Origin of the sequence: Pseudoxanthomonas japonensis, from assembly GCF_010093445.1 — a bacterium.
Classification (GTDB): Bacteria; Pseudomonadota; Gammaproteobacteria; order Xanthomonadales; family Xanthomonadaceae; genus Pseudoxanthomonas_A; species Pseudoxanthomonas_A japonensis.
The window spans coordinates 19,968-45,585 of the sequence record NZ_PDWW01000027.1 but is presented as its reverse complement, the minus strand read 5'-3'; the positions used below and the strand labels follow the sequence as shown (position 1 = coordinate 45,585).

The window sequence follows — 25,618 nt, the reverse complement described above, 5'->3', positions numbered from 1 at the left end:
AAACCAAGGGTCACTTTACTGGCGATATCTCTGGTATGAGAGCGCCTGGCGAGGACAAGGCAACTTTCTGGACCGATACCCAACACTCCTCCTTCTTTGCCCACTCTGAAATCATCCGGCCGTTGGCAGACGCATGGAGTGCCTGATTCACCTCTACCGCCCATATCCGGATCTGACTCTTGAAGGCATCTGAAACGTCCTGCTGCTCCCAAATCTTGTCGAGATCGACCTTGCTCGCGTACACGCGGGAAATCATCGAGACAATGTAGATCGCAACGTTGCCCTGAAACGCGGGAAACATGGGGCGCAAAAGCGAATGAACGCGCTTGAACAAGATGACCTTGGCAATCATGCGCTTGTAGCCTTGGACGTCTGGAATCGCGGATACACCCTGCTCCTCCTTGTCCCGAATCTCATCCATGAAGCGCGCGAAGTTCTTCTGTCCGCCCAAGCTCGCGAGGTCCGGCCGACCATCCCAGGCATTTAAGAATTTGGCAAGGTCAGTCTTAGTCAGGCGGCGAGCAGGCGGCACCACGACCGTCTTCAGGTTGCGGTACTTGGCCGGCGTCGATCCCTCCCGCGCCAGCATGGTCGTGTAGCTGCCCGCAGCTCGCTCGTAGAACCAGCGGCCAACACCATCCGGGCAATAGATCCTGTTGGACAGTTTCTCCAGCTCCACATGGAAGGGAGAATTTGCCGACAAGTCAGATTGCTTCACTGTGTTCTGGCTGTTGGCATATCGTGAGATGTCCGAGATCATCGCTTCTTCAGCCGCAGGGTCGTCAGTCTTCAAGACAACCACCTTGGCAGGCACACGGACCTTCCCAAGGTCGATCTCGGAATACTTCTTCTTGGTGAAATAGATCGAAGCGGTAGTCTGACCGCCGTTGACGATCTGCATACCCTTGAGCCATGCGATTCCTGGGCCACCCTGTTTGGTCTGCCCCAGTCTGGCCTCATCTGCGACGATGACGATACCGTTGTTATAGGCAACGAACTTCTCTGGGTCCGAACGAAGTGTCGCCTGGATCCCCTTGTTGACCTTTCCCGTGGCACTTAGAAACGACCGGACGTTGGCCTCAAGAAGGCGGGCGCCGTACTTTTCATAGAGGAATCTGAGGACATCGCCCGGAAAGACGGTCATCGCATAGTCGTAGGTACTCGGATTTCCCTCAATATAGACACAGGGCAATGGTCCGCCAGCGACATCGTCGAAGTTCACAACAAGCTCGTCCCGCGGTTTGCCTTCCGACCAGTGGCGATGAAGCCGCTCGATGTCCATTACTTCCAGCCTGACGGTCTTACCGTTGATCTCCCGAGACTTGAAGTTCTTGGCTTTGACTTGGCCATCGGTCAGGACATAGATCCTGATTTCGTCCAAGCCCGCATAACCCTTTTCAATGTGCACGGCCAGCTCATGGGCGTCATTCGAAGGGTCCATGGTTGACGCAAGTTTCCCTTGCGCCGATAGCGACAAGAACCGCAGGCACTGCTCGGCCGCCTTCTGGGTTGTCGAATCCGGCACCGATTGCAGCGTCTCCGCGTTCATGTAGATGCTGACAAACAGATCGAGTCTGTCGTCATCCTCAGAAACCGAGTAGCCGCTCAGCTTGATGTTGGCATTACCAACCTTGGTGTCGTAGTAGCAGACCTGCGGCTCGTACGTCATCCCCACATCTTCCATATGGCGCATGACGATTTCGGAGAATACGAGCTCGGGATACGGATACGGAGTACCGGATACGGTCATCCGCTCCGCAATTTCATCGCTCACTTCGGCGCGGGTTTGGACAAGGAATTCGATCAGTTCCACGCGACATTCACCCCAAGACTTTCAATGATTTCTTCGCATCTCGTCGCCACTTCAGGTATGGCGTCAAGATCCATCGCGTATTTGACGCGTTGCACAGCCGCAGGAACATTGGATCTAGTCAAACGAGGCGAATCATCGCGAATCAATCTATAGCCAAGATGGACTTGGACGAATCTACGCGTGTACCTCTCCCGCATGGCCTCGATGTAGCCCGCCGATAAGAGTTTGCTCCCCAATGCCGTCGTCGCTCCCGCAGCTTCCTGGACAACCTGCGCCAGTTCGTCACAAAGCTCCGGCAATGTCTGTCCGCTGCTTGTCTGCGAGAGGCGAACTGCACCCACATACAGGGGGCGTCGTAAGCTGTCATCCAGTTGATCGAGGTTTGCAATTTCCGCGACAAATCCCACTGGGGAAACCGTCGACTTGACTTCGACTGCCCCGGTCCCGATCAGGAAGTCGTGCAAACCATCCGCTGGACCTTCCCAAGAATCAATGACATCCGATGCGTTCATGCCGCTCTTCAAGATGTCCTTAAACACAAGTAATTCCCCGAACAGGCCAACTTCCTCTTCCGCTGATAGCACGCCGGTGCGGTCCCGCTTCATGAACTCCTGCCATGCACGAATGCGGGCCATCAAGGCGGAGTAGATGCGGCTTGGGTCCTCGTCACCCGCTTGAGCAAGTAGCGCCACCAGATCTGCGGCCATCAGTGTAAAAAGCCCCAGTTGCCCACCAATATTGCGAGCGAGTGCGAACCATGTCCGCCCAGTAGCCGCATCAATGGTTTCGGTCCGGGTAAGGCTGAATCCCTGCCCCCTTGGCAGCTGGACATCCCGTCCGACCGGAGAGCCTTCGATGCCAATCAGTAGCGATTCCTCATTGCCCGGCGCCCGCCGCCCTGCGTGGACGGTACAGTTTAATTTCCGAACAAGCTCGATAACTCTCCAGCCTTGGCCGCTTTCAGCTCCGAGAGCACGCCACGCTGCGGTCAGCTGATCCTGCTCATTCTGAAGCGCCATACTCAAGCTCCCAGGCGACATTGTTGATCTTGTAGTCGACCTTCACGTTCGATTTGCTTCCTGGGAAACTGATGCCAAAAGCCACAATGCCAGACGTCCCGACTTCGAAGTCGAGCCCGGCACCTCCCGGGTCCAGCACATAGACGACCAGAAGCCCTTCGTCGGGCCGTGGTAGTGCTCCAGGTGCCCCAAGGCCCCTGACCCTCCTGATAGCAGGCCCACTGGGGATCTCCGGCTGTCCGGCTTTCCCGCTTTTCGTCCATGCCTCCGCTGTCAACTCAAGCGCCGCATTCCACTGGGCTTCGTCCAGGCCAATCGATTCGTCCTTGGGGTCCAACAGCACTCCGATCGCGTATCGATCATCGAATTGGGAATCGCCTGTTCGCTTGGCCATGTTCACCGACACCCCAGGCGCAAGCTCAGACGGCCTTCCAGTGCGAACTCCCAATAGAGCAACCGTCCATTTTGTCAGCTCGCCGGAGCCGGCCATCATCCGGATGAAGTCCGACAGAGCGGCACTGTTGACACGATGAGCGGCTTCATTGGTCCTATATCCCTGCAGGAAATCGACAATGTGAGAATGCGGCACATCCTTCCATAGATGGCCATTCCACTGATGGCTGGTTGCACCGAATCTGCGCTCGAAAGCCTCTCCCGCCGATGGACCAAGTGCTCCGAAAAGCCTTGAGGCCGCATCGAAATTCTTCTGGATTTCGGACTTCCGGCGTGGCAGAGATACCGTTTGCATCAGTTGACCACTGAACGATAGCTGCAAGGTGCGGGCACTCCGCATCTTTATCTGCGAAGTAACCAGAAGCTCGGGGTGCGACTGGACCTTTAGTCCATATTCCCTCGGCGTCGCACCGGAATTCGCCATCAGGTCAAATTCCTCACGCAGTTCCGTGGCCGCATCCGAAACATGTCGGAACCAGCGGACAAGATCTGAAGAAGTGTAGAGACGGCTAAGGTCAAGATAGCCCGGCCGATAGCCGAACCACCGACCCATTTGCATCAGTGTGTCGTACATCCTGGACGCACGAAGGAAGTAGCTTGTGCACAGTCCTTCAAGCGTCAGGCCGCGGGCGAGCTTGTCTCCACCGATGGCAATAACCTTCAGTCCTTTGGCTTTGCTTTCCTCGTAGTCCAGCACGTCCTTTGCGGTGCCGTTGATCATTCGAACATCGATGTCATGCATTACATCTGGCAGAACGCCGACGATGTCCGTCCATTCCGGGTCTTCTTCCGGAACATTGCCGACCCCTGCCAAGCGAATTTGCTGCGTCGCGGGCAGGAAGTCAGTCTCCCAAAGCTCCCGAAGCTGCTCGATGATTGCCTCGTGGCCAATCCGGCGACTTATCCTCTGCCGCACGTCCTGCATGTATTCAGCGACTTGCTGATGGACGGCTGCTTGGACCGAGTTGAACCTGGTCACATGAATAAGCATTGAGCTGTGCTCGCCTCCTTGGCCGCGCAGTTCCCTTGCACTGCATGCAAGCAGAAAGGAGTTCAGCGCAGTCTTCAAACTTGGCGGAAGCGCATCGGAGCTCGAATACATTGGAACATGAACGGGCTTGTGCTTCACTGGCATCCAACCCGACTTTTCATCCTCGGACATGTAGTCCGCCACCTCCTTGATGAGAGGGAGCTGGCCTTCCCTACCATTCGGCCCAGGACGCCCGAACACTGTCCCCGGACCGACATAGTTAGACGGTGCGGCGAGATTCTGGATGAAAGCGGAGGGGAAGAGATCCGGCCCCTCCGACTTGGTCGTACCACGCTCGTGAATGAAGATGTTCGCGAACGGCGTGGCCGTGTATCCGACATACGCCGCTCTCGAGAACGAATGGAGTATTCGACGGATCAAGCGGTTGATCGTCGTGGGCTGATGCTCGTCGTCAGGATTTCCGTCTGCATCGACGACGGTCTCACCTGTGTCCACGGAGGCGTTGTCCGCTTCGTCGTCGATGATGAGAAGCGGAAGCTTGGTTACCCGCTTCTTTACTCGCGGCAATTGATCCTTTTCCGCGGTGAATGAATCATCCGAAGCGATCGGCATGTCGGCAACATGGTTCTGGATCCATTTCAACAACTGGACGAGAACAGACTTGTTTTTCTTGACGACAAATAGCCAAGGCCTTTGCTCTGGAGAGATCGCAAGTTGTGTGGCAGCACGGCCGCCAAAATCGCCATTGTTGGCCCGCGTCGTTGCGCAGTTAGGATTGATCGATTGGTCCGTGTCAATGAGCCCTACGCCTATGCGGCGCTGAACATTCGTGGCGCCATTGGTCTCGTATCCAAGAAACCCCTCCTCGAGACGGATCTGTGTCTGAGACCGGAGATTGTTGTGCAGACCGGCCAGCACGATGATGACCTTGTACTGGGCATCTGCCGCCTTGCAAACAAGACCGGTGTAGTTTGCGGTCTTGCCTGACTGAACATGACCTACGACCAACCCACGACGGTCCCACATGCCCGGACGCATTGGGTCTTCGAGCATGCTAAGGATTCTGTCTGTGGACTTGTCCAAAGCGTCCACTGCCTTCCAGGACAACTTCTTCTCTTGGAACTCCCTATAGCGCTGCCAGTAGCGCCAATCCTGCTTTCTCGCTGCATCAAGCCAAGGCTCATGACCCGACGAATCCACAAGCGAGGTGTCTTCGCCTATCCAGACGCTGAATCGGCGTATCAACTCGTCTGTCACAGCTTCACGATCAAGCGCTTCTGCCCATTTCGCGTGCATCCGCAAAACCAGATCGATCTTTTCTGCGATCAATGCCGGAGTGATGACGGACTTGTCCTCTTCGTCGAGGAGTAGCTCTTGAACAATCTTGACTACGCGGCTTGAATTCGAATCGTTCATTGTGTTCCCTGTGTTACGCAGTCAGTCGGCGGCGACATTGTCGGGCAGGCCCATTACCAAGTCGGGATGCAAGTCAAAGGGCTCGGTCACCAACAGTTGTCGACGCGCCATCGCCGGCGCCATACCTTTACGGAGGACAAGGTTCCGATACAGGACGCTCAACACTTCCAGAACCGACGAATCCGGTTCCGCGGTAAAGCCCCCTTTTGGCTGCTCACCGGTCTCGGCGGTGTCCAGCCAGATCCGCTGCACCGGAATGGTTTCCTCGAGCACACGGAGCAACGCTTCCGCTCTTCTTGCTATATCCCCACCCTCTTCCAGGAGGGACCGAACTACTGGATGCGAACGATCAACTCGATACCGGCGACCGGAAGCCAGATTCTCCGAAACCCATACCGGCGCCACTTGCTCGCCCCGCACCAAGGACGTATTCGCTTGGGCGCGGTGAAGAAATACCCTGCGCGCCCTATCGCGGACGTCTTCGGCCAGCCTTGTCAGCTGTTCACGGATCCGTACGGGTGGGTGCGCCGTAGACTTCCGTATGTCGATCTTCCAGTCGGAATCGGTGCTATTCGGGATATCAATGCGAATACGTGCCAGCCGGTGGGATTCGTCTTTCGACCACGATCTGCCGCGGCCCAAGCCAAGCCAGCTACCCGCAACCAGCAACCTCCGGCCTCGGTAGATATACAGCCCTTGCTGCGATGACCAACCCTCGGGGCCTCCGGCGTTCTCATATTCCTTTTCGCTCAGCCTGTCCTTGTGGGGAAGCACAAACGCCTGAGCATAGACGCGCCAGTCGGACGCGCCGATTGGGACTTCCGGTGACCGCCAAGTTGCCGAATGCCATGACAGAAACGGATCCCATGCGCTGACTCTCTGTCCGTTGATACGGAGATCGATTGAAGGTCCGCTACGATCAAGAAATCTATGGAACACCATGGCCAGGTGACGCTCTACCCGGTCTATGAGATCCAGGAAATCTCGCTCCCTGAAGCCTACAGATACGATTCTGTCGAGAACTTCCCATAGAACCACGGTTCCATTTTCAAGCCCTTCCAGGGAATGAAGCTTTGCACTTGAACCCTCGTGTGGCCCTTCCAGCAGAAACCAACCACCTTCGTCATCGTTGGCCAAGAAGTCCAGATCCCAACGCAGGCAGCTCACCTCACCATTCTTGCGGCTCGCTACCGTAAGCCGGCGGCATTGCGAGAAAGATGCCGTCTTCAAGCCCATGCCGAACCGGCCAAGATCCGCTGGATCCCGGGCTCGAAGTGGATTCATTTCGGCCAATCTCATGGCCCTATCCAACTCGGGGTCGGACATTCCCCGGCCGTCATCGCAAATCGTCACCCAACTGTCGCTTCCTGCCCAGTGGAATGTGATCTCAACCTTTGTGGCGCCCGCTGTGATGCTGTTATCGATCAGATCGGCGAGCGCCGTCTCCGTCGTATAGCCGAGTCCTCTCAATGCTTCGATCGTGCCGTCGGCTCGCGGTGGAGCACTCCTGGTCTTGAGCATGCTCATGCCTCTTCATCGTCATCGTCGGCCCAGAACGTACGCAGCTGGCGAGCGTATGAGGGATTCCGAAGTTTCACGAGCGCCTTGTTTTCGATCTGCCTGATTCTTTCGCGCGTCAAATCAAACATCTGACCCACCTCTTCGAGCGTCATTTGTTGGCCATCGATCAGGCCGAACCGATGGCTGATCACAGCCGCCATCCTTTCAGGCAATGCCGAGACACACAGCCGCATGACCTCTATAAGGTTCTGCGCGGTCGCGTATTCTTCCGGCCCCACCATCTCGTCTTGAACCGCTTCGACCGCCTCTCGGATCGCTTCTGATTCGTCGCTGCTCTCTGGCTCTCGAACTACGCCCAGGGCCTTGCCAACTTCCGCCATCGGCATGGCGGATTTCCTTGCAAGGACGTCCAAAGGCAACTCAGAGGCGGTATCAAGCCCCATGCTTCGCGCCACGGCATCCAGCTTGGCTACCTTTTCCAGCATGTGCACCGGAACCCGAATGGTTCTGGCCTTGTCCGCAACCGCTCGCGTGACTGCCTGTCGAATCCACCACGTCGCGTAGGTGGAGAATTTTGTTCCCCGGGAACAATCGAATTTCTCGACAGAACGAAGGAGCCCAAGATTTCCTTCCTGGATGAGATCCATTCTGGACAGGGCTGACCAGCTGTACTTCTTTGCGATGGAAACGACGAGCCGCAGGTTGGCTTCGACCATTTCCGTTCTGAGTACGTCGAGTTTTGCAATCGCAGCCGCCAACGGCGGGCATTCGTTGCCTAGACTCGCCAATCTCGAGTGGACCCATCGGATGCCGGCGATGGTGAGCTTGAGATCCAGAACCGCTCCGACGAGACGGTTGTCTGCGCGGCCACGATCGGAAGCGGGATTCCTTCGCTGACTAATTTGTTGCACTTCGTCGAGAAGTCCATTGAATTTCGCTACCCCGGTATTCGCTCCAGTTTCCGGGCCATCGTCCTGATCAATGGGTGTCGCCTCCTGTGGCGCTGCGCCATTGCCATCCCCTTCTTCCTGCTCCTGCTCGCCGATCCGGCTGACCGTGCCCACCTGCAACCTACCTGAGAGCAGCTCCTCCCGAATGGCCAAGAGAACGTCTGTTGCTGATTCGCTATTCGCGATCGCGCGGCACGCATCTCCGACAGACAGCTCGATCAGCCTTCCAATACGTTGTTCCCCCTCCCGGTCCAGCAATTCAGACCGCCCCAACGTCTTGCTCAAATGGAACGCGGGATCGTTTCCACGAGAGGCCAGCTCAAGCAGGTATGCCTCCACGTCAGTAAGGAGCTCTTCATCGGGTTCCGACAGCTCTTCAACTTCAGCTTCCGTCATCCACTCCGAATCATCGTCGGAGATGACAAATCCAAGTTCACCGGCCACTTGCTCGAGTCGTGCAGCAAGCTCCCCGTCACGCGATCCTTCCATTTCATGTGCGAGTTCGCGTATGCGGGAAATCCTCACGCAACCGTAATCGCGACCATCCACCAAAATACCTGCTAGGTGATTCCTTCCATCCCCGTCGAACAGAGTGCGTCTTGCCGTGAGATCCTGGACGTCCGGCAGATCAACTTCGAGATCCGACCAGTCTTCATAGGCATCGAAGATGCGATGCGCGGCCAATTCCATTTCGACCTCGGAAATGGCAATCCGGAGGGCCGTGTCGTCTTCAGGTGAGCTGACTTCCTGTTCTTCCTCCCACGCCCACTCCACGCCGTCCGGCGGGTCCGCGCTCGTTGTTTCGGGGGACGGCACTGATGGAAAATCTGGGGCGCTGCACTCCATCAAATACTCGGCCACTTCAATTTGGCCAGCAGCCCTCGCGATTCTTATCGCATCAATCCCATCATCGTCCGTGCTCTTTGGATCTGCTCCGTATTCCAAGAGAAGGCGACACAGCTTCAGATTGCCCTTCGTCGCAGCGAGCATCAATGGCGATCGCCCACGCTGATCGCGAGCCTCCGCACTGCCGCCGTTTTCCAAGTACGTTCGCACCAACTCCGCGTTGCCTTGCGAAATGGCAAGGCGCAGAAGCGGCTTGAGCGGTGGATGGTTCGTGCTTCCGTCCATCTTGGAAACTACACCGCACCGATACCTTGGAGGTGCTCAGGTCCTTCATTCATCTGGTTATCCCCCCGGAATGCCCCTTACTTTTTAATGATCGACCAGACCACTTGTGCAATTTCACGCGCCAGCATTGGCGGAACTGCATTTCCGACCTGGATGTATTGCTGGGTCCGGTTTCCCATGAACAGATAGTCGTCCGGGAAGGTTTGCAAACGTGCAGCTTCACGAACAGTGAGGCTGCGACATTGCTTTGGATCCCAATGAATGAAGGCGTGACCATCCTTGGAAAGATGGCTGGTCACGGTATTTGAAGGTCGCTCCTGCCTCTGCACTCGGAAGCGATCGGCGAATGCGCCGGATTCCCAATTCTTGTGATCCGGGGCCAGCCGCTTCGGGAATTCCTCGCTGGAGGGCGAGCGCTTGTGCTCCTTGGCGAAGGCCGCGCAGAACATGTAGCGGCCCAGATCCGACTGCATGTGGCCCCTAGTTTCATGGTTTAGAACCACCGTCTGGTCGGAGTTCCGCAGCTTCTCCGTAAAGCAACTCGTCCCTTCGCTGTATCTGATGGAGCTGCGCGGCAACCCGTGGGATGGCTTCAGCTTCTTGAGCCGCCCAGAGACATTCGGCATGCTCGTCCCAAGAACCTTTAGCACCCAATCCCGCTCGGACTCCATAGCCCATTTCCACAGCTCCGGATCGTCCTGCTGTCGACTCAATCCGCTCCGTAGTTTCGGCAGGCCTGCCAACGCTTTTTCGATCGGGATCTCGCTGTCAGATACAGGCAGCCCCGGCACCGTAGCGACGCCCGGATGCATCAGATCCTCGCGGATCCCCATGATGATCACCCGATGCCTTGCCTGTGGAATGCCATGGTTTTCGCAGCGGATGATGAAGGCGGCAGGGTTGTCCGCTACCAGTTCGGTGGTTCGCTTCTGCGCTTCATCCAGGTGGATGGGCAGAAGAACGTATCGCTTGTCCTTCTTGCCTGGTCGGGAGGACCCAGACAACGCCGCGGATGGGTCGGCCAGATCCCGCATGATGGCCGCGAACATCTCATTGTTCCCGACTTTCGATGTCAGGATGCCCTTGACGTTTTCCATGATGAAGACGGCGGGCGAATACTCCGCAAGGATGTCGAGATACTGCTTGTAGAGGAAGTGCTTCGTTGTGCCCTTGCTCCTGAAGCCTTTCACTTTTTTCTGCCGGGAACGCCCCACAAGCGAATACGCCTGGCATGGGGGGCCCCCGATCAGAATCATTTCCTCGAACTCATCCTTCACCGCCTCGATCCGATCAAGAAGGGCGCGATTGTCTTTTTCCACACCCAGTGTCAGGTTCAAGGCCTCCTCTTCGGCCTGATCCCAAAGCGGCTTCCATTTCCCCTCCCCGAAGTGGACGGAGGGCGGCAATGCTTCACCCTTAGCTACCTTTTCAAGGTAGGCAAAGTAGTCTCGAGGCACGCTTCCCTCCTGCCGAACCAGCAGTCGATAGAACGCGCGCAGACGCAAGGTTGAATGGGCAGATGCCTCCATCTCGGCAGAAACGGCAAGTTCGAACGGGTGCATGCCGGAGCCGGGAACGGTTTCGAAGCCGCTGAACCCCTCGCCCAACCCGCCGGGGCCTGCGAAGATGTCGATTACACCGATGGTGCTGCGTTTGCGTTTACGTGCTGCGGACAAGATCTGGACTCTGACGATATGGTTGACGTGATGAGCGCTGACAAGCGCTCCGCATTGATGTCACGTATCCGGGGCAAGGACACCGGCCCGGAATTGCGGGTGCGGAAGCAGCTCTGGCGAGCCGGCTTCAGATATCGATTGCATGACAAGGAACTGCCAGGCAAACCCGATCTGGTTTTGCCTAAATGGAAAACGGTCGTGTTTGTGCATGGCTGCTTCTGGCATTGCCACGCGGGCTGCCCCTACTTTCGCCTTCCCAAAACCCGCCCCGACTTCTGGGACGAGAAACTGCGACGCAATCAGGAACGGGACGAGACGGCAATTTCCGCCTTGATCGATGTCGGTTGGCGCGTTGCGGTCGTATGGGAATGTGCTGTCCGCAGCGACCCTGACGCCGTCGGCCGCAAGCTCGCCGCATGGGCTGGGCGAGGCAAGGGAAACATCCAGATCGAGGGACTTGATCAGAAAGTTCGAAGTCGCCAACTCCCTCTTCCCCGCATCTGAGCAGATGCTGGCCCCAAGACTCATGTCCGCCCCCTGTCAGCGTCCACCCGCGCGGCCAAGACCCTAGGCCATACACGTCTCACTGGACGATATCCGAGTGTCCCTGCAACTCGTCCGGGACATGCTCGACCAGATCCTCGATCCGGCATCCGAAATAGGCACATAGCTTGTCGAGCACGTCCGTTTGGACATTTGCTCCATGCTGGTTGACGAGCTTTGAAAGCGTCATCCGATTCAAGCCGGTGGCGGTTGCGATCTCCTGCAGTTGGACTCGCTTCCGCTCTCGGAACTCGAGGTCGGCTATCCGCTCCCGCAACTTGAATCTTAACATTGACTGAATACCGATTATTAAAATAATCAAACGATCTTGCTTTTCGTCATCCGATAGCTAGTATCGTCATCTCATGATGATTTTGACTATCACGTGATAGCGGATATCTGCATAGGAGAGCATTGATGAGCAGTACTTACCTTACCACTGAACAGTTGTCGGAACGCATCCACTACGACGTTCGAACCATCCGCAACCGCCTCAAAGATAGCGTCCTGCTGGAGGGCATCCACTACATCCGTCCCTTCGGCGGGCGGAAGCTCCTTTTCGTCTGGGAGGCCATCGAGCGCGACATTCACACTGCCTCCTCGGCCCACACCCCGCTGATCCCAATGGCAAATGGCGGCGTGGCACATGGCTAAGGTTCGCTTGCGCCCTGAGACCAACAACCTCTACTTGGACTTTTCGTTCCGCGGCAAACGGTGCAAAGAGCAGACCGCCCTGAAGGACACACCAGCCAACCGTCGAACCTTGGAAACTTTCGCCAATCGCATCAAGCGCGAGATGGCCAAAGGAACGTTCGATTACCGAGCGTTCTTCCCAGACAGTCCTCGCGCCAGCCAGTTTGACGGCGACATGCAGGCCACTCCGACGGCGGTGGCGACACGCAGCCATGCCTCGCCGGATAGGGGTCCCTCCACACCGACGCTGGGGCAGTTCGCCGGGACCTGGTACCAAGAGAACCTGCCGCGCTGGCGCCAAACCCATGCCGACACGGTTGAAGGGACCCTGCATCAGCACATCCTTCCCAAGCTGGGTGAGAAGCCGCTGGCTGAAATCACGCGGGCAGATTTGCTGGCCTTCCGGGCCGAATTGGGCAAGCAAACCGGCAAAGGCGGCGGCGCCCTGTCTCCCTCGAGGATCAATCACATCATGACGCCCCTGCGGATGTTGATGGCCGAGGCCTCCGAGCGCTATGAGTTCCTCACCCCGTTCCGGAACATCAAGCCGCTGCGCCTGCCCAAGCTCGACATCCAGCCGCTTTCGCTGGATGAGGTCCACCGTGCGCTCGGCACTGTCCGCAAAGACTGGCATCCGTACCTGGCTACCCGCTTCTTTACGGGAATGCGGACAGGCGAGATCAATGCCCTGGAGTGGAAGCACATCGACTTTGAGCAGGATCTGATCCTGATCCGCCAGTCGATCGTCAAAGGGAAGCTGGAGAACACCAAGACCGATGGCTCAATGCGGGACATCCCGATGGTTCCCTTGGTGCGGAACGCCTTGCTGGAACAGCAGAAGCTGGTTTCCGAGGACTGCCGCTGGGTCTTTGCACAGCGCAACGGTGATCCGATCAATCTGGTCAACTTCACCAACCGGGTCTGGCACCCCCTGCTCCGCCATCTAGGCTTGGTGCCCCGTAGGCCCTATCAGACCCGCCATACGGCAGCCACGCTGATGTTGGCTTCAGGCGAGAACCCGGAATGGGTGGCCCGAACCTTGGGCCACGCCAATACGGAAATGTTGTTCCGGGTCTACTCGCGATACGTGCCCAACCTCACCCGCAACGACGGCAAGGCCTTCACGGGGCTGGTCACCGCCTCTTCCATGCCGACCAGTAGCGCTGCCCGGACGAAGGATGCCCCGCATGGCACGGCTACTCCTTTGTCTGTGCTGACACGCAAACAGCTCGAAGCCTTGGTCGCCCAGCTGCAACAGCAGTAACGGCACCCTCAACAAGTTGTTCACCCACCGAGTTCGACCGGTCCAACGTGTTTGCGTCGGACAAAGCCCTCCTGCGCCCCAAAGCCCAGTCATAAGCCACTCATCCAAGGAAGACCAATGAACAAGCAACCCCTGATCACCCACCCCGTTACCTTCGATGCCGTTCTCGAACCAGGCCTGATCAGCGGCGATGGCCTCCAATCGGTGCGCGTGATCCATCCGGACGGCGAGCTCGCCGCGTGGACCTGGCATCACTTCAATGCAGCCAACACGGATTCAGTACTGACTGGCACCGTGAGTATCCAGCCCTTTGGCCAGCCAGTGGGATTGACCTCTGTCATTGACCGGATCCAGTGGCAGCCAGCCTTGCAGGTCATCGACCTCATCCCCGAAGTCGCAGGCACCGCGAAACTGGTTGCACGTTTCCGCTCACTGGTGGATCAGATCCGTCACCCGGGCTTGCAACAACTTCTGCATGACGTCTTTGCCCTGCGGCCGCTGTTCTACAACTACTGGAGCGCGGCGCTTGAGGCCGACGGCGAACCCTGCTCCTTGGCGGAGAAAGCCATCATCAATGCCGAACTGGTCCAGTGGGGTGTGGGGTTGTCATCCTTCCAGCGCGCCGTGGGGATGACGTTCGCCCTGCTTCGAAACGCAGGGCAGGCTTGGCCGCCGGAGCAATGGTCAGATGGCGAGCATGCCTTGCACCTGCTCAGGCAAATCGATGGATCCATGTCGCATCTTGCCCAAGGGTATCCAGAGGATGCGGACGTTCTTAGGGAACTGATGGAGCACGAGTACCGCCTCTCCCTCAGCCCGCTGGCCCTTTCCACCCTGGAGCATGTCAATCATCTGGCTGATACAAGCTGGCTTGATGCCCACTGGGGAGGATTGGACGGACAAGAGCCTAATGGCCCGAGCAACCTTATCTCCTTGGACGCCTTCCGGCGCCGTCGGGCTTCCGGGTCTGCTTGACACCATCGTGCCGCCAGACATCGGTGCAGTCGCGGTCTCACTACCTGATATCGGCCAAAGCCATGCTCTAACCCGACTATTTCGAGGCCATCTCATGACCATGCCAGATGAAAGGACCCGAGCGTTGTTGTGGGCAGGGAGTTTCCTTGTCGACATTGCGCGTGACGAAGCACTTCCCGTTTACATCAGGCGAAGGGCCGCAACGATCGCTAGACACTTCCCTACTGTGGAAGACGTCACCTGGCTGGCGGAGTCGATTCGCGAGTCTGTCCTCAGCATTCAGTTGGCCTCACCGGACCAAGCACTCCCCGAACAGAGTGACTGGGACTTCGAACCATTGAGACACTCCACGAGGCTCAGCTGGCCTGACGGCCCATAAATAAAAGAACAGGCAGCTATGCAATGGCACGGAAACCGAATGGACAAGACGACCGGACATACTGAACACACCTGCGGGTCGAGCAACATCACCGAGAATTTCGTTCAAAGGTACACAGGCAATGACATCCGCTCCGCATAAGCCATCAAGCAATTTCCTAGCGGGACTATGCGAGAAAAGAACCATTTCTCCGAGACTATTCGCCAAACGGTTCCATGTCGACTTGGAGACGCTCGCTGATCTGGCACACGTGCAGCCAGATGCCATCTCGCATGCTCCGGAGTCAGAGCCACTGCAGAACTACATGCGCAACGCCGCTAGCGTCATAGCCGTACTTACTGAGTTCAGTGACTTGGACATCGAGCGCGCCGTTACCTGGTTTCGCCATGCTCCATTGACAGAACTGGGAGGCGCTACCGCTGAGCAGTACGTGTCTCAGGGGAGGACCGCCGCGGTTCACGCCTACGCTCTGAACCTCATAGCAGGAGCTACGGGTTAGCTGTGAATCGCGCGTACAAGCCTTACTTCAAGCGGTTACGCCGGCCTAGTGGCTATTACCGGATGGAACTCGCGAGCCAGACGAACGTGCACTAGTATCTGCCGAGAAGCGTCACCCACCATCCTCTTGGGGAAGGGGAACCGAATGAGAATTGAGCCATCAGTTGTCAGTGATCTGGTCACAGAAGCGGACCGGCTACAACTCGCTGCTGTCATTCCTGCGGACTATGGCCGCATGGATATCGCCAAGGAGCTTTTAGACCTACGATCTCGGCTATCAAAGAAGATCGACGAGAAGCTGCAACCCTGGTTCATCCTGCTGGACGAAAGCGTCCAGTTCTTCGTGCAGTTCGAACGGTTCTTGTATCAGTTCCCCTTGAGTAGCGAGCTTATGGGTTACGCCGTCATGGTCTCCAAGCTCAAGAGAGACATCGTCTCGATCAGGGAGCTTCTGGCCATCGGACAAGACATGACGGCGCGGGTTCTGGCACGGACTTTTGTCGAGGACATCGAGATCGCGATGGCATTGGCATTGAGCGCAGACACATGCCGCGCCTTTGCGAGCACACATGATACGAACGACTTCTGGAACAAACACATCGGCTACGGCAAGGTGTACGACAAGATGACCCAGTATCTTCTTGCGTGCGGAGTTCCAGAAGATCGGGCACGTGTACTGGTAGAGCGTCATCGGGAGGCCAAGAAGATGTTCTCCGAGAGCACGCATGGAGGTCGCAACTCATCGTTGTTCAGTGCTTTCTCACCAGCACTTTCTGACCCCGGCCAACTCAACTTCCTTTCCTTAGGGGCACTTACCTACGCCACCGCCGAGTTGGCGCTCTTCGTGGCTCAGGAAACGCATGCCTTTGCAGGTTCAGTTGTAAACGGGACCATGCACCCGCGACCGCTTCATCTGTACGAGGAGTTTGAGACAACCGGCAGATTCATGACCGCCGCCGGCTCGGCCTACGTGCTCCAGGGACTTCTGCTTAGGTACGAGGAGTCGCTCCAATCTCTGGGGGACGCTCTATGAACTCCTTGGGCTGAACCGCGAAGAAGCTCCAGCTACTCAACATACAAGCGAGATTGGCCAACGAAAGAGGGGAACTGGATGAAATATCTGAAAGGTGAGCGCGTGGTCCACCCGGGGATGCCGACTTGGGGTGTCGGTGAAGTACTCGAGGAAGGCGGCGAGGATCACGTGCGGATCTTCTTCGTCGGTGCCGGCGAGAAGAAGCTTTCGTTGAAGCATGTCACGCCGCTTCGCGTCTCAGGAAGTGAAGCGGTACATCCCGTCTTGGACAACCTGAGGATCTCAAAGTCCGCCAGTGCCATCCGCTATAAGAGTCTGCCGGAGTCTATCCAGATCTTCCTGGCGCAGTTCCCCGAAGGATTTCGGGGGGAGCGATTCGCAAGACATGAGCGGGACTATAAGGACAAGGCCAACAGGCAAGCCTCTGACCTTCTCGGCAAGGAGCCATTCGACGCACTCCTGGCGGCAGGTGATCACGCTGAGGTGGTTCGACGCGCCCTCAAGCTCATCAATTCCACGAATCTGATCTACCCTGGCGAGAAGATCTCCCTCCGCGACGGCCTGAAGAGTGAAGCGGGACGCAGTCTTTTCTCGCTGGCTCTTCATGGGCTTTTGCACGGAGACAACTCTTTTGAGAGCCGGTTCTCTGGGTTCGCCAAGGTGTTGGATGGCATCGGTGCTGGTAAGTGGACAACAGCCACCTACTTCCCGTTCTTCCTTCACCCCGATCGGTACATGTTCGTCAAGCCAACGATTACACAGTTCGCGGCTGAGCTATGTGGGTTCGAGTTGAATTACACGCCCCAGCTCAACTGGCGAACCTATCACTCTGTACTTGGCTTCTCCCGCTATCTTTTTGACGCTCTAGCGGAGCTAGAGCCGCGAGACATGATTGATGTCCAGTCCTTCATGTGGTGCATAGCGCCCGGTACTTATGCCGACGGGGAGTAGTTTGGCAGCCACTGCGGCGACTTACCGCTTGGAGCTGGCGCGAAACTGCCTATCGGGGCAGGCAGTGCAGTCGGCTCTCGGCATTGATGCGGCCACGCTTACGGTCTGGCGCAAGCAACGGAGACTGCTCGCAGTTTGGCATCGACCCATCAATGAGTGGCTCTATCCGGACTTCCAGTTTCGGGATAACGCTTTGATTAGGGAGATGCCCGACCTGTTAGCCGTCTATGAGACCTACTCCAGTCAGGTCTGGAAGAACACATGGGGCATAGTGGAGTGGTTTATGTCTCCACATTTGCTGCTGGACAGTGAGCGGCCGGCAGATGTAATGGCCAGAGACCCCCAGCGAGTGCTCACTGTCGCGCGAACGGAGTTTTTTCAGGACCCATCTACCTTCTGGTGACCAGAAGATTCGCTGCTGCAAGCCGGGCGTCTGGCAAGCTCTCAAGGACAGGTGAGCTCTGAGTTCGGAATCGAATGCACTCTCGATAACGCGGATCCCCCGCAGCATCTTCCCGAAGCTTGAGTCGTATCCGACCCTTGGAACTTGTTCGCTCGTCTACCTAGCCAAGGGTGGTCTCGGAAGAGGAATGCTTGCCCATTACACCCTCGATAAGACTCATCAGATTCTGCTGGCGTTGCGCGTAGAACGTATCAAAATCATCGGCACGCAAAGCTTCTGTCGGGATTCGATGGCTCTTGAGAAGGACATCCATTCCAACAGTGTCCAGTTGCACCTGCCGGTGTGCTTGAAGGGAGGCAAGATAGCTGGATGGTGCGGCGCCGCCGATCATGCGATTCGCTTTGTATGAAATGGGGGTCTTGTTGATGATCGTGTCGTATCGACGGCGGGCGATGCCCTGCTTCTCGCACCAGTCACGTGGGAAGATGTGATGAATGTCGAGGGCGACCTCGTCTGCCTCCAGATCGCGAATGCGGGACTTCCAGAACAAGTCATGGGCCCCTTCACGCAGAACGAGTACGTTGATGCCCTTGTACGCAGCACTGAGGCGCGAGGTCAGAGATGCCAGACGATCTACTTGGAACGCTGCATCACCGATCGTCCGCGGGGCCGCGCCATTGGACTCGATCCATGCCACCAGCTCTTCCACGTCATTGGCCATGCGAGTCTCGACCGCACCGCCGTACAGCTCTCCAAGAATTCCGCACCAGAACCACTGAGCCAGCTTCTGGTGAATGCGCGGCTCGCGCCAGCGCTCATCAGCGCCGACAAGAGCCAGCACCGCAGCCAAAGGAGCCAGCTGGGTCCTGTAAGGCAGATCCCGGGGTGAGGTGAAACACTCTTGTCTGAGGAATTTGGCTGCGCGCAGGAATCCCTGCTCTACCTGGTCAGCCCAACGCTGGTAGGCCTCGAGTGGCAGTTCCAGTACCGAGGCTCGCTTGGCACTGACAGGCGTCACCTGCTTCCCCGTCTTGCCCTCGGCCAAATCAGCCCGCCGCTTCTCAAGGGTGTGCAACATGGTGATAGCCTGCAGGAAGTCGGTGTTCTCAACTCCCTTGAGGATGGCTTCCTTGGCCAAGCGTACCTTGCGTGATGACACCTGTCTCTGTGTGCTTCCAAACCAGTCATCGCGCAGGTTGTAGGCATCTGCGGCGTACGTCGCCGTAACCAGCTCGAACACAGACAGGGGCACGCCGCCGGTATTGACCTTCTCAAATACCAGGCAGACCGCCTCCTTGCTAGTCTCCTTCTTGAGCACAATCAGTGGTATTTGATACTCATTGTAGGCATCGAGCACCTGCCTCTTGAAATCAAAGAACAGCGGTACCGCTGCTGCGTTGTACTGATAGAGGTCCTGCAGCCATCCCATGACTTCCAGGATCTCCGAGCAGGGGAAGTAGAGTTGCTGACACTCTAGTTCGCGCGTAGAAAGGTCCAAATCGATCTTTCGACCGAAATCACTGCGCTGTTGGCGGCTGCCGTCAGTGGCAATGATCGCTTCGTCCAACCGATCCGACCCCGCTAGAGCGGTCGGAATATGGATGTAGTAGTAGCGATCTACTGGCTTGCCTTTGTCTGTCGTAGTCTTTACGGGGCCGGAGAGCTTAAGTACCTGCGTGAGCGTGGTCAGACGCTGCTGGCCGTCCAGAATTAACTTCTCGGATGCCAACAGCCCGTCAAGCGGAACGTTCTCGACCGGGCGCACCTGGAAGCGCACTGAGCCACCGGTCTCAAGCAGCATTACCGCGCCCACGGGAAAGGAGCGACCCAAGCTGACCAGCAAGCTACGAACGTGCTCGTCATCCCAGACCCAGCCACGCTGAAAGTCCGGCAGCTGGATCTTTCCGCTGACGATGTCCTTGAGCAGGTCTTTGAGCGGTAGCTTGGTACTGTCAAAAGTTGTCACGCAGATGCAACCTATTCTCTGGAATGGAAGGCCTTACGTCAGTTCCGGCAATTCGGATCAGCTGCTACGACGAGTATGGCTTCTTGACCATTCATGCTGGCAGCTCCTGCATTTCAAGTACTCAGTGGTATTCACGACATTGACTTTCACTTGGCGCCTCTTCTCGGTTCTTCCCGTGACGTTGTAGTTCTTGTCTCGGTGAACGTCGGTGAAAGTCTTCGTCTCATACTCGGTATGTCTCCTCTGATCACTGTCAGTAACGGAAGCTACCCGCCACTGCTTGCATTTCGGACAGCGACCGAACACTTCCTGGATTACGCCCCATAACCACAACAGGAAAACACCTGCAGCACCAAGGCCCAGCCATTTCAACCACCAAGGCGACTCAACACTCTCCCTTGCGATGTCGGGTGTCTCATCCACGACTTCGCTGATCACGATTTCCTGGTTCGGAACTACAGAGTCAGGCGGCGTCTCGACATTTTCTTGTGATGTTTCAACCGTCGGCGCGATTTCCGCCTCAAGTTCGGCGCGCACAAGCGCATCCTCATTCCGTTGCTCCTCGATGACAGCAGCCTCCAGGGACAGCTGCTCGATCTGCTCTTGAGTTGCATCTGGCAGCGTATTGATCGCCTGCTTGAGCTCCTCGATACGGTGCCCGTAGGAACTCTCCAAACAAGGAACATCACCCTTGCACGACTTCAGTCCGCGGCGAAATTCGCGTTGCTGCTTCTTGATTTGATCCATGTGTGGCTCGACACGGCGATACAACTCACCCATCACCGCGTCCTGCCGAAGAAGATCCTCAGAGCCGCAGATCTGCTTCTCCGACGGGTTCATAAAGACCTGATCACACTTGATGTCTTGGGCACTTACCGACGCACAGAACATCAGCCCGAAGATGGGCACCGCCAACAGGCGACTAAACTCCATCATGCTCCCCTAGAGGCCTCCCCAGGCCTGATGATCTATTATAGATTGCTGCGCATGCGGATCTAGTAGCCGACGTTCGGCGCCTCATAGACCGGAACTCGCAACCGGTTGCCGCTCACACACAGCAGTCGATATCCGCTACACCAGCCGACCATGGCGAAAGAGCCCCACACCATTTGTCGAGAAGGCGCTGGGTGACGGTTCAGGCACCACCAATTACGTCATCCACTTCCGCCGACGTGAAACCGAGAAGCCCTCCGACCTTCTTGATATAGAGCTTTTCCGTGATATGAAAGTCATCGTCCTTGCGAGCAAGGGCGATCATGTTAGATAGCAGCGCGATCGCAGTGTCGGGGCGACCAGCGATTACATCGATACCTTGTAGTGGCTCTGAATGACCCGACAATGACGCGCGCAGTCGCTCGCGCTGCCGGTCACTTAGTCCAGGGCTCTCCAATGCCTCATCTATGAGGCGCCTCTCAGTGTCGACGAGACGTCCATCGATCTTGGCTAGGTCGATCAGCACCTGCAGCTTACAAAACTCAAGCAGATCTCCGGCTTCTTCCTCGATCTCACTACTGGCCACAGCGAGCTCCACAGACCTAATCAGCTCCAGATCCCCCGTGGTGGGATCGTTGACGATCTCGTGCTCGAAAACTTCGCGAGCTTTCTCGCCGATCTTCTTGGTCAGGTAGCCCGTCCAAGCAGCCATCGCGGCCGCGCCGATGCCCGGCAACCATTTGCTGACAGCAGATTTCAAGGCCTGCTGAGCTATGCGTCCGCCCAGCAGCGCAATCATTTTCTGCATTACCCGCAGCGAAGCACGCCGCACTAGCACCTTGCCACCGTGCATGACTAACAGGCTACCCGCGCTGCTACCAACGGCGCTGACAAGAACACCCAGCAACAGCTCATTCGGAATTTCTTTCTGGCCCTGCGCGGCGCCGATGTCATAGATCAGCTTGAGCTGGTTTCTGATTACTAGCGTCAGTTCCGGCACCACCGCCAACATACCCCATGGTCCTGGCACTAGGCTGGCTGCACCGGAGATCGCTGCGTTCTGTGTTACAGCTGCGCGGACGAGCGCATCGATTGCCGCTGGACCGGGGATCTTGTCTGGATTTTCTTGGTAGTACTGGTTTTGAGAGACACGCACCGAGTCGAGTGCATCTCGCAGTACATCGCTGATCTTGTCCTGCAACTGCTCCGTAAGGCTTCCTTCCATGATCTCCCCTGATTTGTGGACTTGCTGCACCCCCCTACTCTTGAGCTGCGAAAACAACCAAAGACACAGCTCGAAAGGACGGTTGATGTTATCAACTATCGGCTACGCTAGTGGAAAATTTAGATGCACTGGAAGACACGGCGCCCCTGCTTGGCACCGATCAGGCATGGTCGTCAACCATTGCTGCAAGGTCTATTGCGGCCTTTCAACTCTACAAACATCACGTCTCAAATCTCGAGTGAGTACTCATAGACAGCCTTGTCGACTAGTCGAATGAGATTTCTTCGGATCAAGGCGGCATTCTGACTGAGTGTACCGTTGCCAATGAAAGCAGCTAGAAGCAGGGTTCTGGGTTGCAGCCGCTCCAACTCCGGGTAGAGCGACGGCATGCGACATTCGGTGGGGACCATGGTCATGTGTGCCGTCTAACGCCTGAGCTAAGCCGGCCCGCTGCGCGGTTACGGCGGAGTGACCACCTTACGCTGCTCTGCCGGGGCCGCGAAGCGGGCTCACCTTGAACGAACTACTAGGCAGCGTTCGAGAGATCTTAACGACGAATATCTTGAATACCGGGATCCCGTCCTCGGGATCCTCACCAGTGTGATGAATCTCTTCCGTGTACGTCGCCGAGATAGGGAGGCCTGAAATCGTGGCTTCAACGTGCTTCTCAATCAACTTGCGCTTAGTCTTGATGGCCGGAAAGGCAAGGTAGCAACCTTCGCACCCGTTGATCCAATTGTTTGCTTCCAGTAGCTGGATGAATCTTTCAATCTCTTTGACGATCTGATTTGCTTGCGGGTCGAAGCCTTTGAGTTCAACCGCCCAGCAGCACTTTTCATGCGAAAGGAAGACATCTATCCTGCCCTTGCGATGCAGCTTGAGCCTGTTTCCCTTGATGATCGCCTTGATGCCAACAGCGCTCTTCATAATCTCGAAGCAGACGTCACGAGTCCTCGCTTCTAGAGTGATCTGAACATCAATCCCACAGATTCCGTCAAACCCATTTGATAGGCTGTCGGCAGCCGCTACGGTTAAAAGGTACTCGGGTCGAATCTCTAGAAGGTCTTTGCGGTAGCGCCAAGACTTGTTCGTTGCAGAGACTATTGCTTCTACGAGTCGTTGTTCGATTGTCATTAGCTACCTAGCGCCTGAATTAAGCCGACCCGCGAAGCGGGTTCGGCTTGAAGGAATTGTTAGGCGGTGGCCTACGGAAATGTAGAGCGGCAGTCGCCGATTGCTTTGGCTGCGCCTTTAAGCGTGAAGGTTGACTCACGCCCATCAGGGAAGCGGACATAAACACTACTGTGTCTCTTGAACTTGTCTAGCACGTAGCGAAAGGTCGAATCACTGGCGTGGCTGTCAGAGACAATGTTTCCACTTGAATTGACCTGAATTGAATCCGGGTCGCTCTTGTCAAAGATCATGAGTATCTCGCCGCTCTTCGAGCTGTCCCCAGCAAGCGTGAAGCTAATTGAGCTGTCCATACCGCTGCCGTCCTCGCAGGCGACATAGATCTCATTACCAGAGCCGTGTGTCACTTGAGCCTCCGCGACGCCTTGCCCCCAGCCGGAGCGCCAAACCTTGTCCGACGTTTCGGTGGGCCAAGCAGTTACGGAAAAGCTAGTAACGAGCCCAAGAGTAAAAAATAAAAAGCGCATGAATTTATCCTAGTCGCCTAACGCCTGAATTAAGCCGACCCGCGAAGCGAGCTCCGCTTGAATGAATTGTTGGGCCTCAGGCCCGCCAAGAAACAACTAGTAATCACAATCGCCATACCTACAGCTGCCGCCGCCCGATCCGAGCCCTATGCAACTTGCGAATGTACCAAGAACAAAAGAGATAATTAGCAGCCAGGCAAATATGGTGCCAAGGATGTCGCCCAATGATCGCTTGTCACGACGATCTTGCTTTGGAGGCGGCGGGTCGAGTCGCGGTACTTGCGAGGACGGGGTCGGGTCCCTCTTGAGGTCAGGAGGAGATTGTGTGAAAACCGAGCCCTCCAACGGCCGCCTGCAGTTATTGCAGTAACTTTGACTCTTTGCAGTGATAGCTGAGCAGTAGCGGCACTTCACAAGCTGCATAAGAACTCTCGCTGAGGCCTAACGCCAAAGTTAAGCCGCGCCGCGTAGTGGAGCAGACCACATGGCAAGCTTTCTCTGCCATGTGGTTGGCGTAGCCAAGCGGTGTCGGCTTGAACGCACTGTTAGGTCGCGGTTCCCGCACAGCCCGTTCTCCTCCGCATTCGAACGAGGCGCTAAAAGTACTTGCGCCAGAAATCCGTCCGAGGCTTGGCGCGAGTGAGCGAGTTGAGCCACTCAACGATTACGTCGAGCTCCACCTGAGCTTGTTCGGCGTTCAGGTCACCGTTCCGCCAAGCGCGCCAAAGATGCTCAAGGAGATCTGGAAACACCCTCGGGGCGTATATGGAGTCGTTGCGGAGGTGACTGTCAATTGAATCGCCCTGCCAGATTGGATCGCTACCTTCCTGCCACACACACTTCGATTTCCTTGGCCCATTCGAGACGACCATCTCTTCGTTCGACATCTCGAACTTGTAGGTGTCGTCATGGCCCCAGCGCGGCGTATATATCTCTGCGGTTAGCGTGATCATTAGTTCCCCTGAATGTGTGTGTGCGGCCTAACCATCTAATGGCCGGATCCCTGGGTCCGGTTATACGACTTATCCACAGCTCGCCGCATGGTGGGCTATCCCCTTGATATGGCTCGATCTTAGGGCGACTGGGTCTGGCTAACAAGCCGATGTATAACCAGACCCGGCAAGGTGCAGAGGGTGCGCCACGGCGAATGTCCGCTTCGGAAACGGACATCGCGGCTGGCTCTGCAAGCAAGGATGGCATTGTTCGGGCAGTTTCTCTTTCCAAGCGCCAAGACAAGTCTTTCGGTATGGAGGCTGCTGGTGTCAAACGCGTATGTGGTGTCGGCTTGAAGTTCGATGACGCCGGCAAGCTAGTAGGTGCGTCGATAAGGTTGTGTCCTCCATGACTCACTTGCGACCTGTTAGCTCAACACCAGCTGATCTTGCATCTGATATGTATCCAACACCCACTGTCCATTGTCCCAATTGGCTTTTCCTGTCAGCTTCGCCCTAGCCATTACCCAAGACCATGCATCCTCAAGCGCTAGATTCCGAACGATGAAGTAGCGTCCGCCATCGATCTGAACCTCGCATCCCCGGGCATCACCTCGACCCAGACCGGTTACCTCCCCATCCACCTTTCTCGATTGGCGGTCCTTGTGTGCTGGGAGAGCTGAGATAGCTCTAGGAGTTGGCGCTGGAAGCGTTTGAGCCGCTCCGCTGACGTGATCAACTTCAACAAGAGCTCCTGCAGTTGCAAGGTCCTTCGATGCTTCAAGGATAGCCAGCATCCCCCTGGTTACCCCGCAGTCCGCCGCTGGTAATGGCCTAGGTCTCTCAGCGTTGAGCTCAAGACTAGCCACGCCTCTGCCGAGCTGCTCCAGCAGAGGCTCCAGGCCTGACTGCATTGAGCCCAGCTTCTCTGCAGAGTAGACATCTGCAAGATATGCGCCCTCTACGATGCGCACTTTCTCGATGGAAACGTCATCATCCAGCGAAGCCCTCAACGAGGATACTAGTTGATTAAACGCGTTCAAGACCTCCGGGGCTTCGAAGATTGATGCATCTTGACCTAGAAGGAGCTCATCACATCGCGCAGAAAGCGTTGCGATCAGTTTCCGCTCGTCAAAGGGAGTACTTACATCCGTCATTGCGTCGGCCTCATGACCGGGGCCGGCGGTCGCCGGCC

General features: G+C 56.6%; 21 protein-coding genes. 7 read left to right on the top strand and 14 right to left on the bottom strand.

Annotation, left to right across the window (positions count from 1 at the left end):
- Window positions 1-10: 10 nt before the first annotated feature.
- The 6 genes from CSC78_RS15845 to CSC78_RS15820 all read right to left on the bottom strand — a co-directional run bounded on the left by CSC78_RS15845 (window position 11) and on the right by CSC78_RS15820 (window position 10,970).
- Window positions 11-1,813: an AIPR family protein gene (locus CSC78_RS15845; protein WP_162338828.1), complete on the bottom strand. Its 1,803-nt coding sequence runs from the start codon at window positions 1,811-1,813 to the stop codon at window positions 11-13.
- Entirely contained in the window at window positions 1,804-2,832 is a 1,029-nt protein-coding gene (locus CSC78_RS15840; protein WP_162338827.1) for a PD-(D/E)XK motif protein, read from the bottom strand. The genes CSC78_RS15845 and CSC78_RS15840 overlap by 10 nt, the downstream gene beginning before the upstream one ends.
- Window positions 2,816-5,692 carry a Z1 domain-containing protein gene (locus CSC78_RS15835; RefSeq protein WP_162338826.1) on the bottom strand — a complete coding sequence of 959 codons (2,877 nt, stop codon included), beginning with the start codon at window positions 5,690-5,692 and terminating at the stop codon, window positions 2,816-2,818. Before CSC78_RS15835 ends, CSC78_RS15840 begins: the two co-directional genes overlap by 17 nt.
- Window positions 5,693-5,713: 21 nt before the next feature.
- Window positions 5,714-7,219: an ATP-binding protein gene (locus CSC78_RS15830; RefSeq protein WP_202924196.1), complete on the bottom strand. Its 1,506-nt coding sequence runs from the start codon at window positions 7,217-7,219 to the stop codon at window positions 5,714-5,716.
- Window positions 7,216-9,294: a sigma-70 family RNA polymerase sigma factor gene (locus CSC78_RS15825; RefSeq protein ID WP_162338825.1), complete on the bottom strand. Its 2,079-nt coding sequence runs from the start codon at window positions 9,292-9,294 to the stop codon at window positions 7,216-7,218. The genes CSC78_RS15830 and CSC78_RS15825 overlap by 4 nt, the downstream gene beginning before the upstream one ends.
- Before the next feature lie 77 nt (window positions 9,295-9,371).
- On the bottom strand, window positions 9,372-10,970 hold the full coding sequence (locus CSC78_RS15820; RefSeq protein ID WP_202924195.1) for a DNA cytosine methyltransferase: 1,599 nt from the start codon (window positions 10,968-10,970) through the stop codon (window positions 9,372-9,374).
- 30 nt (window positions 10,971-11,000) lie between these two features.
- On the opposite strand from CSC78_RS15820, the gene CSC78_RS15815 reads away from it, so the two are divergent.
- On the top strand, window positions 11,001-11,474 hold the full coding sequence (locus CSC78_RS15815) for a very short patch repair endonuclease (protein ID WP_238391313.1): 474 nt from the start codon (window positions 11,001-11,003) through the stop codon (window positions 11,472-11,474).
- Window positions 11,475-11,553: 79 nt separating this feature from the next.
- On the opposite strand, the gene CSC78_RS15810 is transcribed toward CSC78_RS15815, so the two are convergent.
- Entirely contained in the window at window positions 11,554-11,805 is a 252-nt protein-coding gene (locus CSC78_RS15810) for a helix-turn-helix domain-containing protein (RefSeq protein ID WP_056881498.1), read from the bottom strand.
- Window positions 11,806-11,930: 125 nt separating this feature from the next.
- Between CSC78_RS15810 and CSC78_RS15805 the strand changes: the two genes are divergently transcribed.
- The 6 genes from CSC78_RS15805 (at window position 11,931) to CSC78_RS15785 (ending at window position 17,306) form a co-directional block, all read left to right on the top strand.
- Complete coding sequence (locus tag CSC78_RS15805) at window positions 11,931-12,167, top strand: hypothetical protein (protein WP_056881497.1); 237 nt, start codon at window positions 11,931-11,933, stop codon at window positions 12,165-12,167.
- On the top strand, window positions 12,160-13,470 hold the full coding sequence (locus CSC78_RS15800) for an Arm DNA-binding domain-containing protein (protein WP_162338823.1): 1,311 nt from the start codon (window positions 12,160-12,162) through the stop codon (window positions 13,468-13,470). Before CSC78_RS15805 ends, CSC78_RS15800 begins: the two co-directional genes overlap by 8 nt.
- A gap of 117 nt (window positions 13,471-13,587) precedes the next feature.
- The gene (locus CSC78_RS15795; RefSeq protein WP_162338822.1) at window positions 13,588-14,445 is read left to right on the top strand and encodes a hypothetical protein; all 858 of its coding nucleotides are present in this window, start codon (window positions 13,588-13,590) and stop codon (window positions 14,443-14,445) included.
- On the top strand, window positions 14,345-14,824 hold the full coding sequence (locus CSC78_RS19235) for a BPSL0761 family protein (protein ID WP_338015139.1): 480 nt from the start codon (window positions 14,345-14,347) through the stop codon (window positions 14,822-14,824). Before CSC78_RS15795 ends, CSC78_RS19235 begins: the two co-directional genes overlap by 101 nt.
- Window positions 14,825-15,557: 733 nt before the next feature.
- The gene (locus tag CSC78_RS15790; protein WP_162338821.1) at window positions 15,558-16,355 is read left to right on the top strand and encodes a hypothetical protein; all 798 of its coding nucleotides are present in this window, start codon (window positions 15,558-15,560) and stop codon (window positions 16,353-16,355) included.
- A 78-nt stretch (window positions 16,356-16,433) separates the two neighbouring features.
- A complete protein-coding gene (locus CSC78_RS15785; protein WP_162338820.1) occupies window positions 16,434-17,306 on the top strand; it encodes a DUF3553 domain-containing protein in 873 nt (290 codons plus the stop codon).
- 563 nt (window positions 17,307-17,869) lie between these two features.
- On the opposite strand, the gene CSC78_RS15780 is transcribed toward CSC78_RS15785, so the two are convergent.
- The 7 genes from CSC78_RS15780 to CSC78_RS15750 form a co-directional block, all read right to left on the bottom strand.
- Window positions 17,870-19,675 carry a GmrSD restriction endonuclease domain-containing protein gene (locus tag CSC78_RS15780; RefSeq protein WP_162338819.1) on the bottom strand — a complete coding sequence of 602 codons (1,806 nt, stop codon included), beginning with the start codon at window positions 19,673-19,675 and terminating at the stop codon, window positions 17,870-17,872.
- Window positions 19,676-19,732: 57 nt separating this feature from the next.
- Entirely contained in the window at window positions 19,733-20,608 is an 876-nt protein-coding gene (locus CSC78_RS15775) for a lysozyme inhibitor LprI family protein (RefSeq protein ID WP_162338818.1), read from the bottom strand.
- 202 nt (window positions 20,609-20,810) lie between these two features.
- Window positions 20,811-21,833, bottom strand: a complete 1,023-nt coding sequence (locus CSC78_RS15770) for a TerB family tellurite resistance protein (RefSeq protein WP_162338817.1) — start codon at window positions 21,831-21,833, stop codon at window positions 20,811-20,813.
- A 477-nt stretch (window positions 21,834-22,310) separates the two neighbouring features.
- Window positions 22,311-22,967 carry a hypothetical protein gene (locus CSC78_RS15765; protein WP_162338816.1) on the bottom strand — a complete coding sequence of 219 codons (657 nt, stop codon included), beginning with the start codon at window positions 22,965-22,967 and terminating at the stop codon, window positions 22,311-22,313.
- Window positions 22,968-23,038: 71 nt separating this feature from the next.
- Window positions 23,039-23,491 (bottom strand): hypothetical protein, encoded by a 453-nt coding sequence (locus CSC78_RS18910; RefSeq protein ID WP_202924194.1) that lies wholly within the window; start codon window positions 23,489-23,491, stop codon window positions 23,039-23,041.
- Window positions 23,492-24,087: 596 nt separating this feature from the next.
- Window positions 24,088-24,444: a hypothetical protein gene (locus tag CSC78_RS15755; protein WP_162338815.1), complete on the bottom strand. Its 357-nt coding sequence runs from the start codon at window positions 24,442-24,444 to the stop codon at window positions 24,088-24,090.
- Window positions 24,445-24,851: 407 nt separating this feature from the next.
- Window positions 24,852-25,580: a hypothetical protein gene (locus tag CSC78_RS15750; RefSeq protein ID WP_162338814.1), complete on the bottom strand. Its 729-nt coding sequence runs from the start codon at window positions 25,578-25,580 to the stop codon at window positions 24,852-24,854.
- Window positions 25,581-25,618 lie beyond the last annotated feature (38 nt).

Excerpts from the sequence above, each read along its gene's own strand:
- CSC78_RS15840 (WP_162338827.1), bottom strand. The coding sequence starts at position 2,832 with ATGGCGCTTCAGAATGAGCAGGATCAGCTGACCGCAGCGTGGCGTGCT.
- CSC78_RS15835 (WP_162338826.1), bottom strand. The coding sequence starts at position 5,692 with ATGAACGATTCGAATTCAAGCCGCGTAGTCAAGATTGTTCAAGAGCTA.
- CSC78_RS15830 (WP_202924196.1), bottom strand. The coding sequence starts at position 7,219 with ATGAGCATGCTCAAGACCAGGAGTGCTCCACCGCGAGCCGACGGCACG.
- CSC78_RS15825 (WP_162338825.1), bottom strand. The coding sequence starts at position 9,294 with ATGGACGGAAGCACGAACCATCCACCGCTCAAGCCGCTTCTGCGCCTT.
- CSC78_RS15815 (WP_238391313.1), top strand. The coding sequence starts at position 11,001 with ATGAGCGCTGACAAGCGCTCCGCATTGATGTCACGTATCCGGGGCAAG.
- CSC78_RS15810 (WP_056881498.1), bottom strand. The coding sequence starts at position 11,805 with ATGTTAAGATTCAAGTTGCGGGAGCGGATAGCCGACCTCGAGTTCCGA.
- CSC78_RS15805 (WP_056881497.1), top strand. The coding sequence starts at position 11,931 with ATGAGCAGTACTTACCTTACCACTGAACAGTTGTCGGAACGCATCCAC.
- CSC78_RS15800 (WP_162338823.1), top strand. The coding sequence starts at position 12,160 with ATGGCTAAGGTTCGCTTGCGCCCTGAGACCAACAACCTCTACTTGGAC.
- CSC78_RS15795 (WP_162338822.1), top strand. The coding sequence starts at position 13,588 with ATGAACAAGCAACCCCTGATCACCCACCCCGTTACCTTCGATGCCGTT.
- CSC78_RS19235 (WP_338015139.1), top strand. The coding sequence starts at position 14,345 with ATGCCCACTGGGGAGGATTGGACGGACAAGAGCCTAATGGCCCGAGCA.
- CSC78_RS15790 (WP_162338821.1), top strand. The coding sequence starts at position 15,558 with ATGGATATCGCCAAGGAGCTTTTAGACCTACGATCTCGGCTATCAAAG.
- CSC78_RS15785 (WP_162338820.1), top strand. The coding sequence starts at position 16,434 with ATGAAATATCTGAAAGGTGAGCGCGTGGTCCACCCGGGGATGCCGACT.
- CSC78_RS15775 (WP_162338818.1), bottom strand. The coding sequence starts at position 20,608 with ATGGAGTTTAGTCGCCTGTTGGCGGTGCCCATCTTCGGGCTGATGTTC.
- CSC78_RS15770 (WP_162338817.1), bottom strand. The coding sequence starts at position 21,833 with ATGGAAGGAAGCCTTACGGAGCAGTTGCAGGACAAGATCAGCGATGTA.
- CSC78_RS15765 (WP_162338816.1), bottom strand. The coding sequence starts at position 22,967 with ATGACAATCGAACAACGACTCGTAGAAGCAATAGTCTCTGCAACGAAC.
- CSC78_RS18910 (WP_202924194.1), bottom strand. The coding sequence starts at position 23,491 with ATGCGCTTTTTATTTTTTACTCTTGGGCTCGTTACTAGCTTTTCCGTA.
- CSC78_RS15755 (WP_162338815.1), bottom strand. The coding sequence starts at position 24,444 with ATGATCACGCTAACCGCAGAGATATATACGCCGCGCTGGGGCCATGAC.
- CSC78_RS15750 (WP_162338814.1), bottom strand. The coding sequence starts at position 25,580 with ATGACGGATGTAAGTACTCCCTTTGACGAGCGGAAACTGATCGCAACG.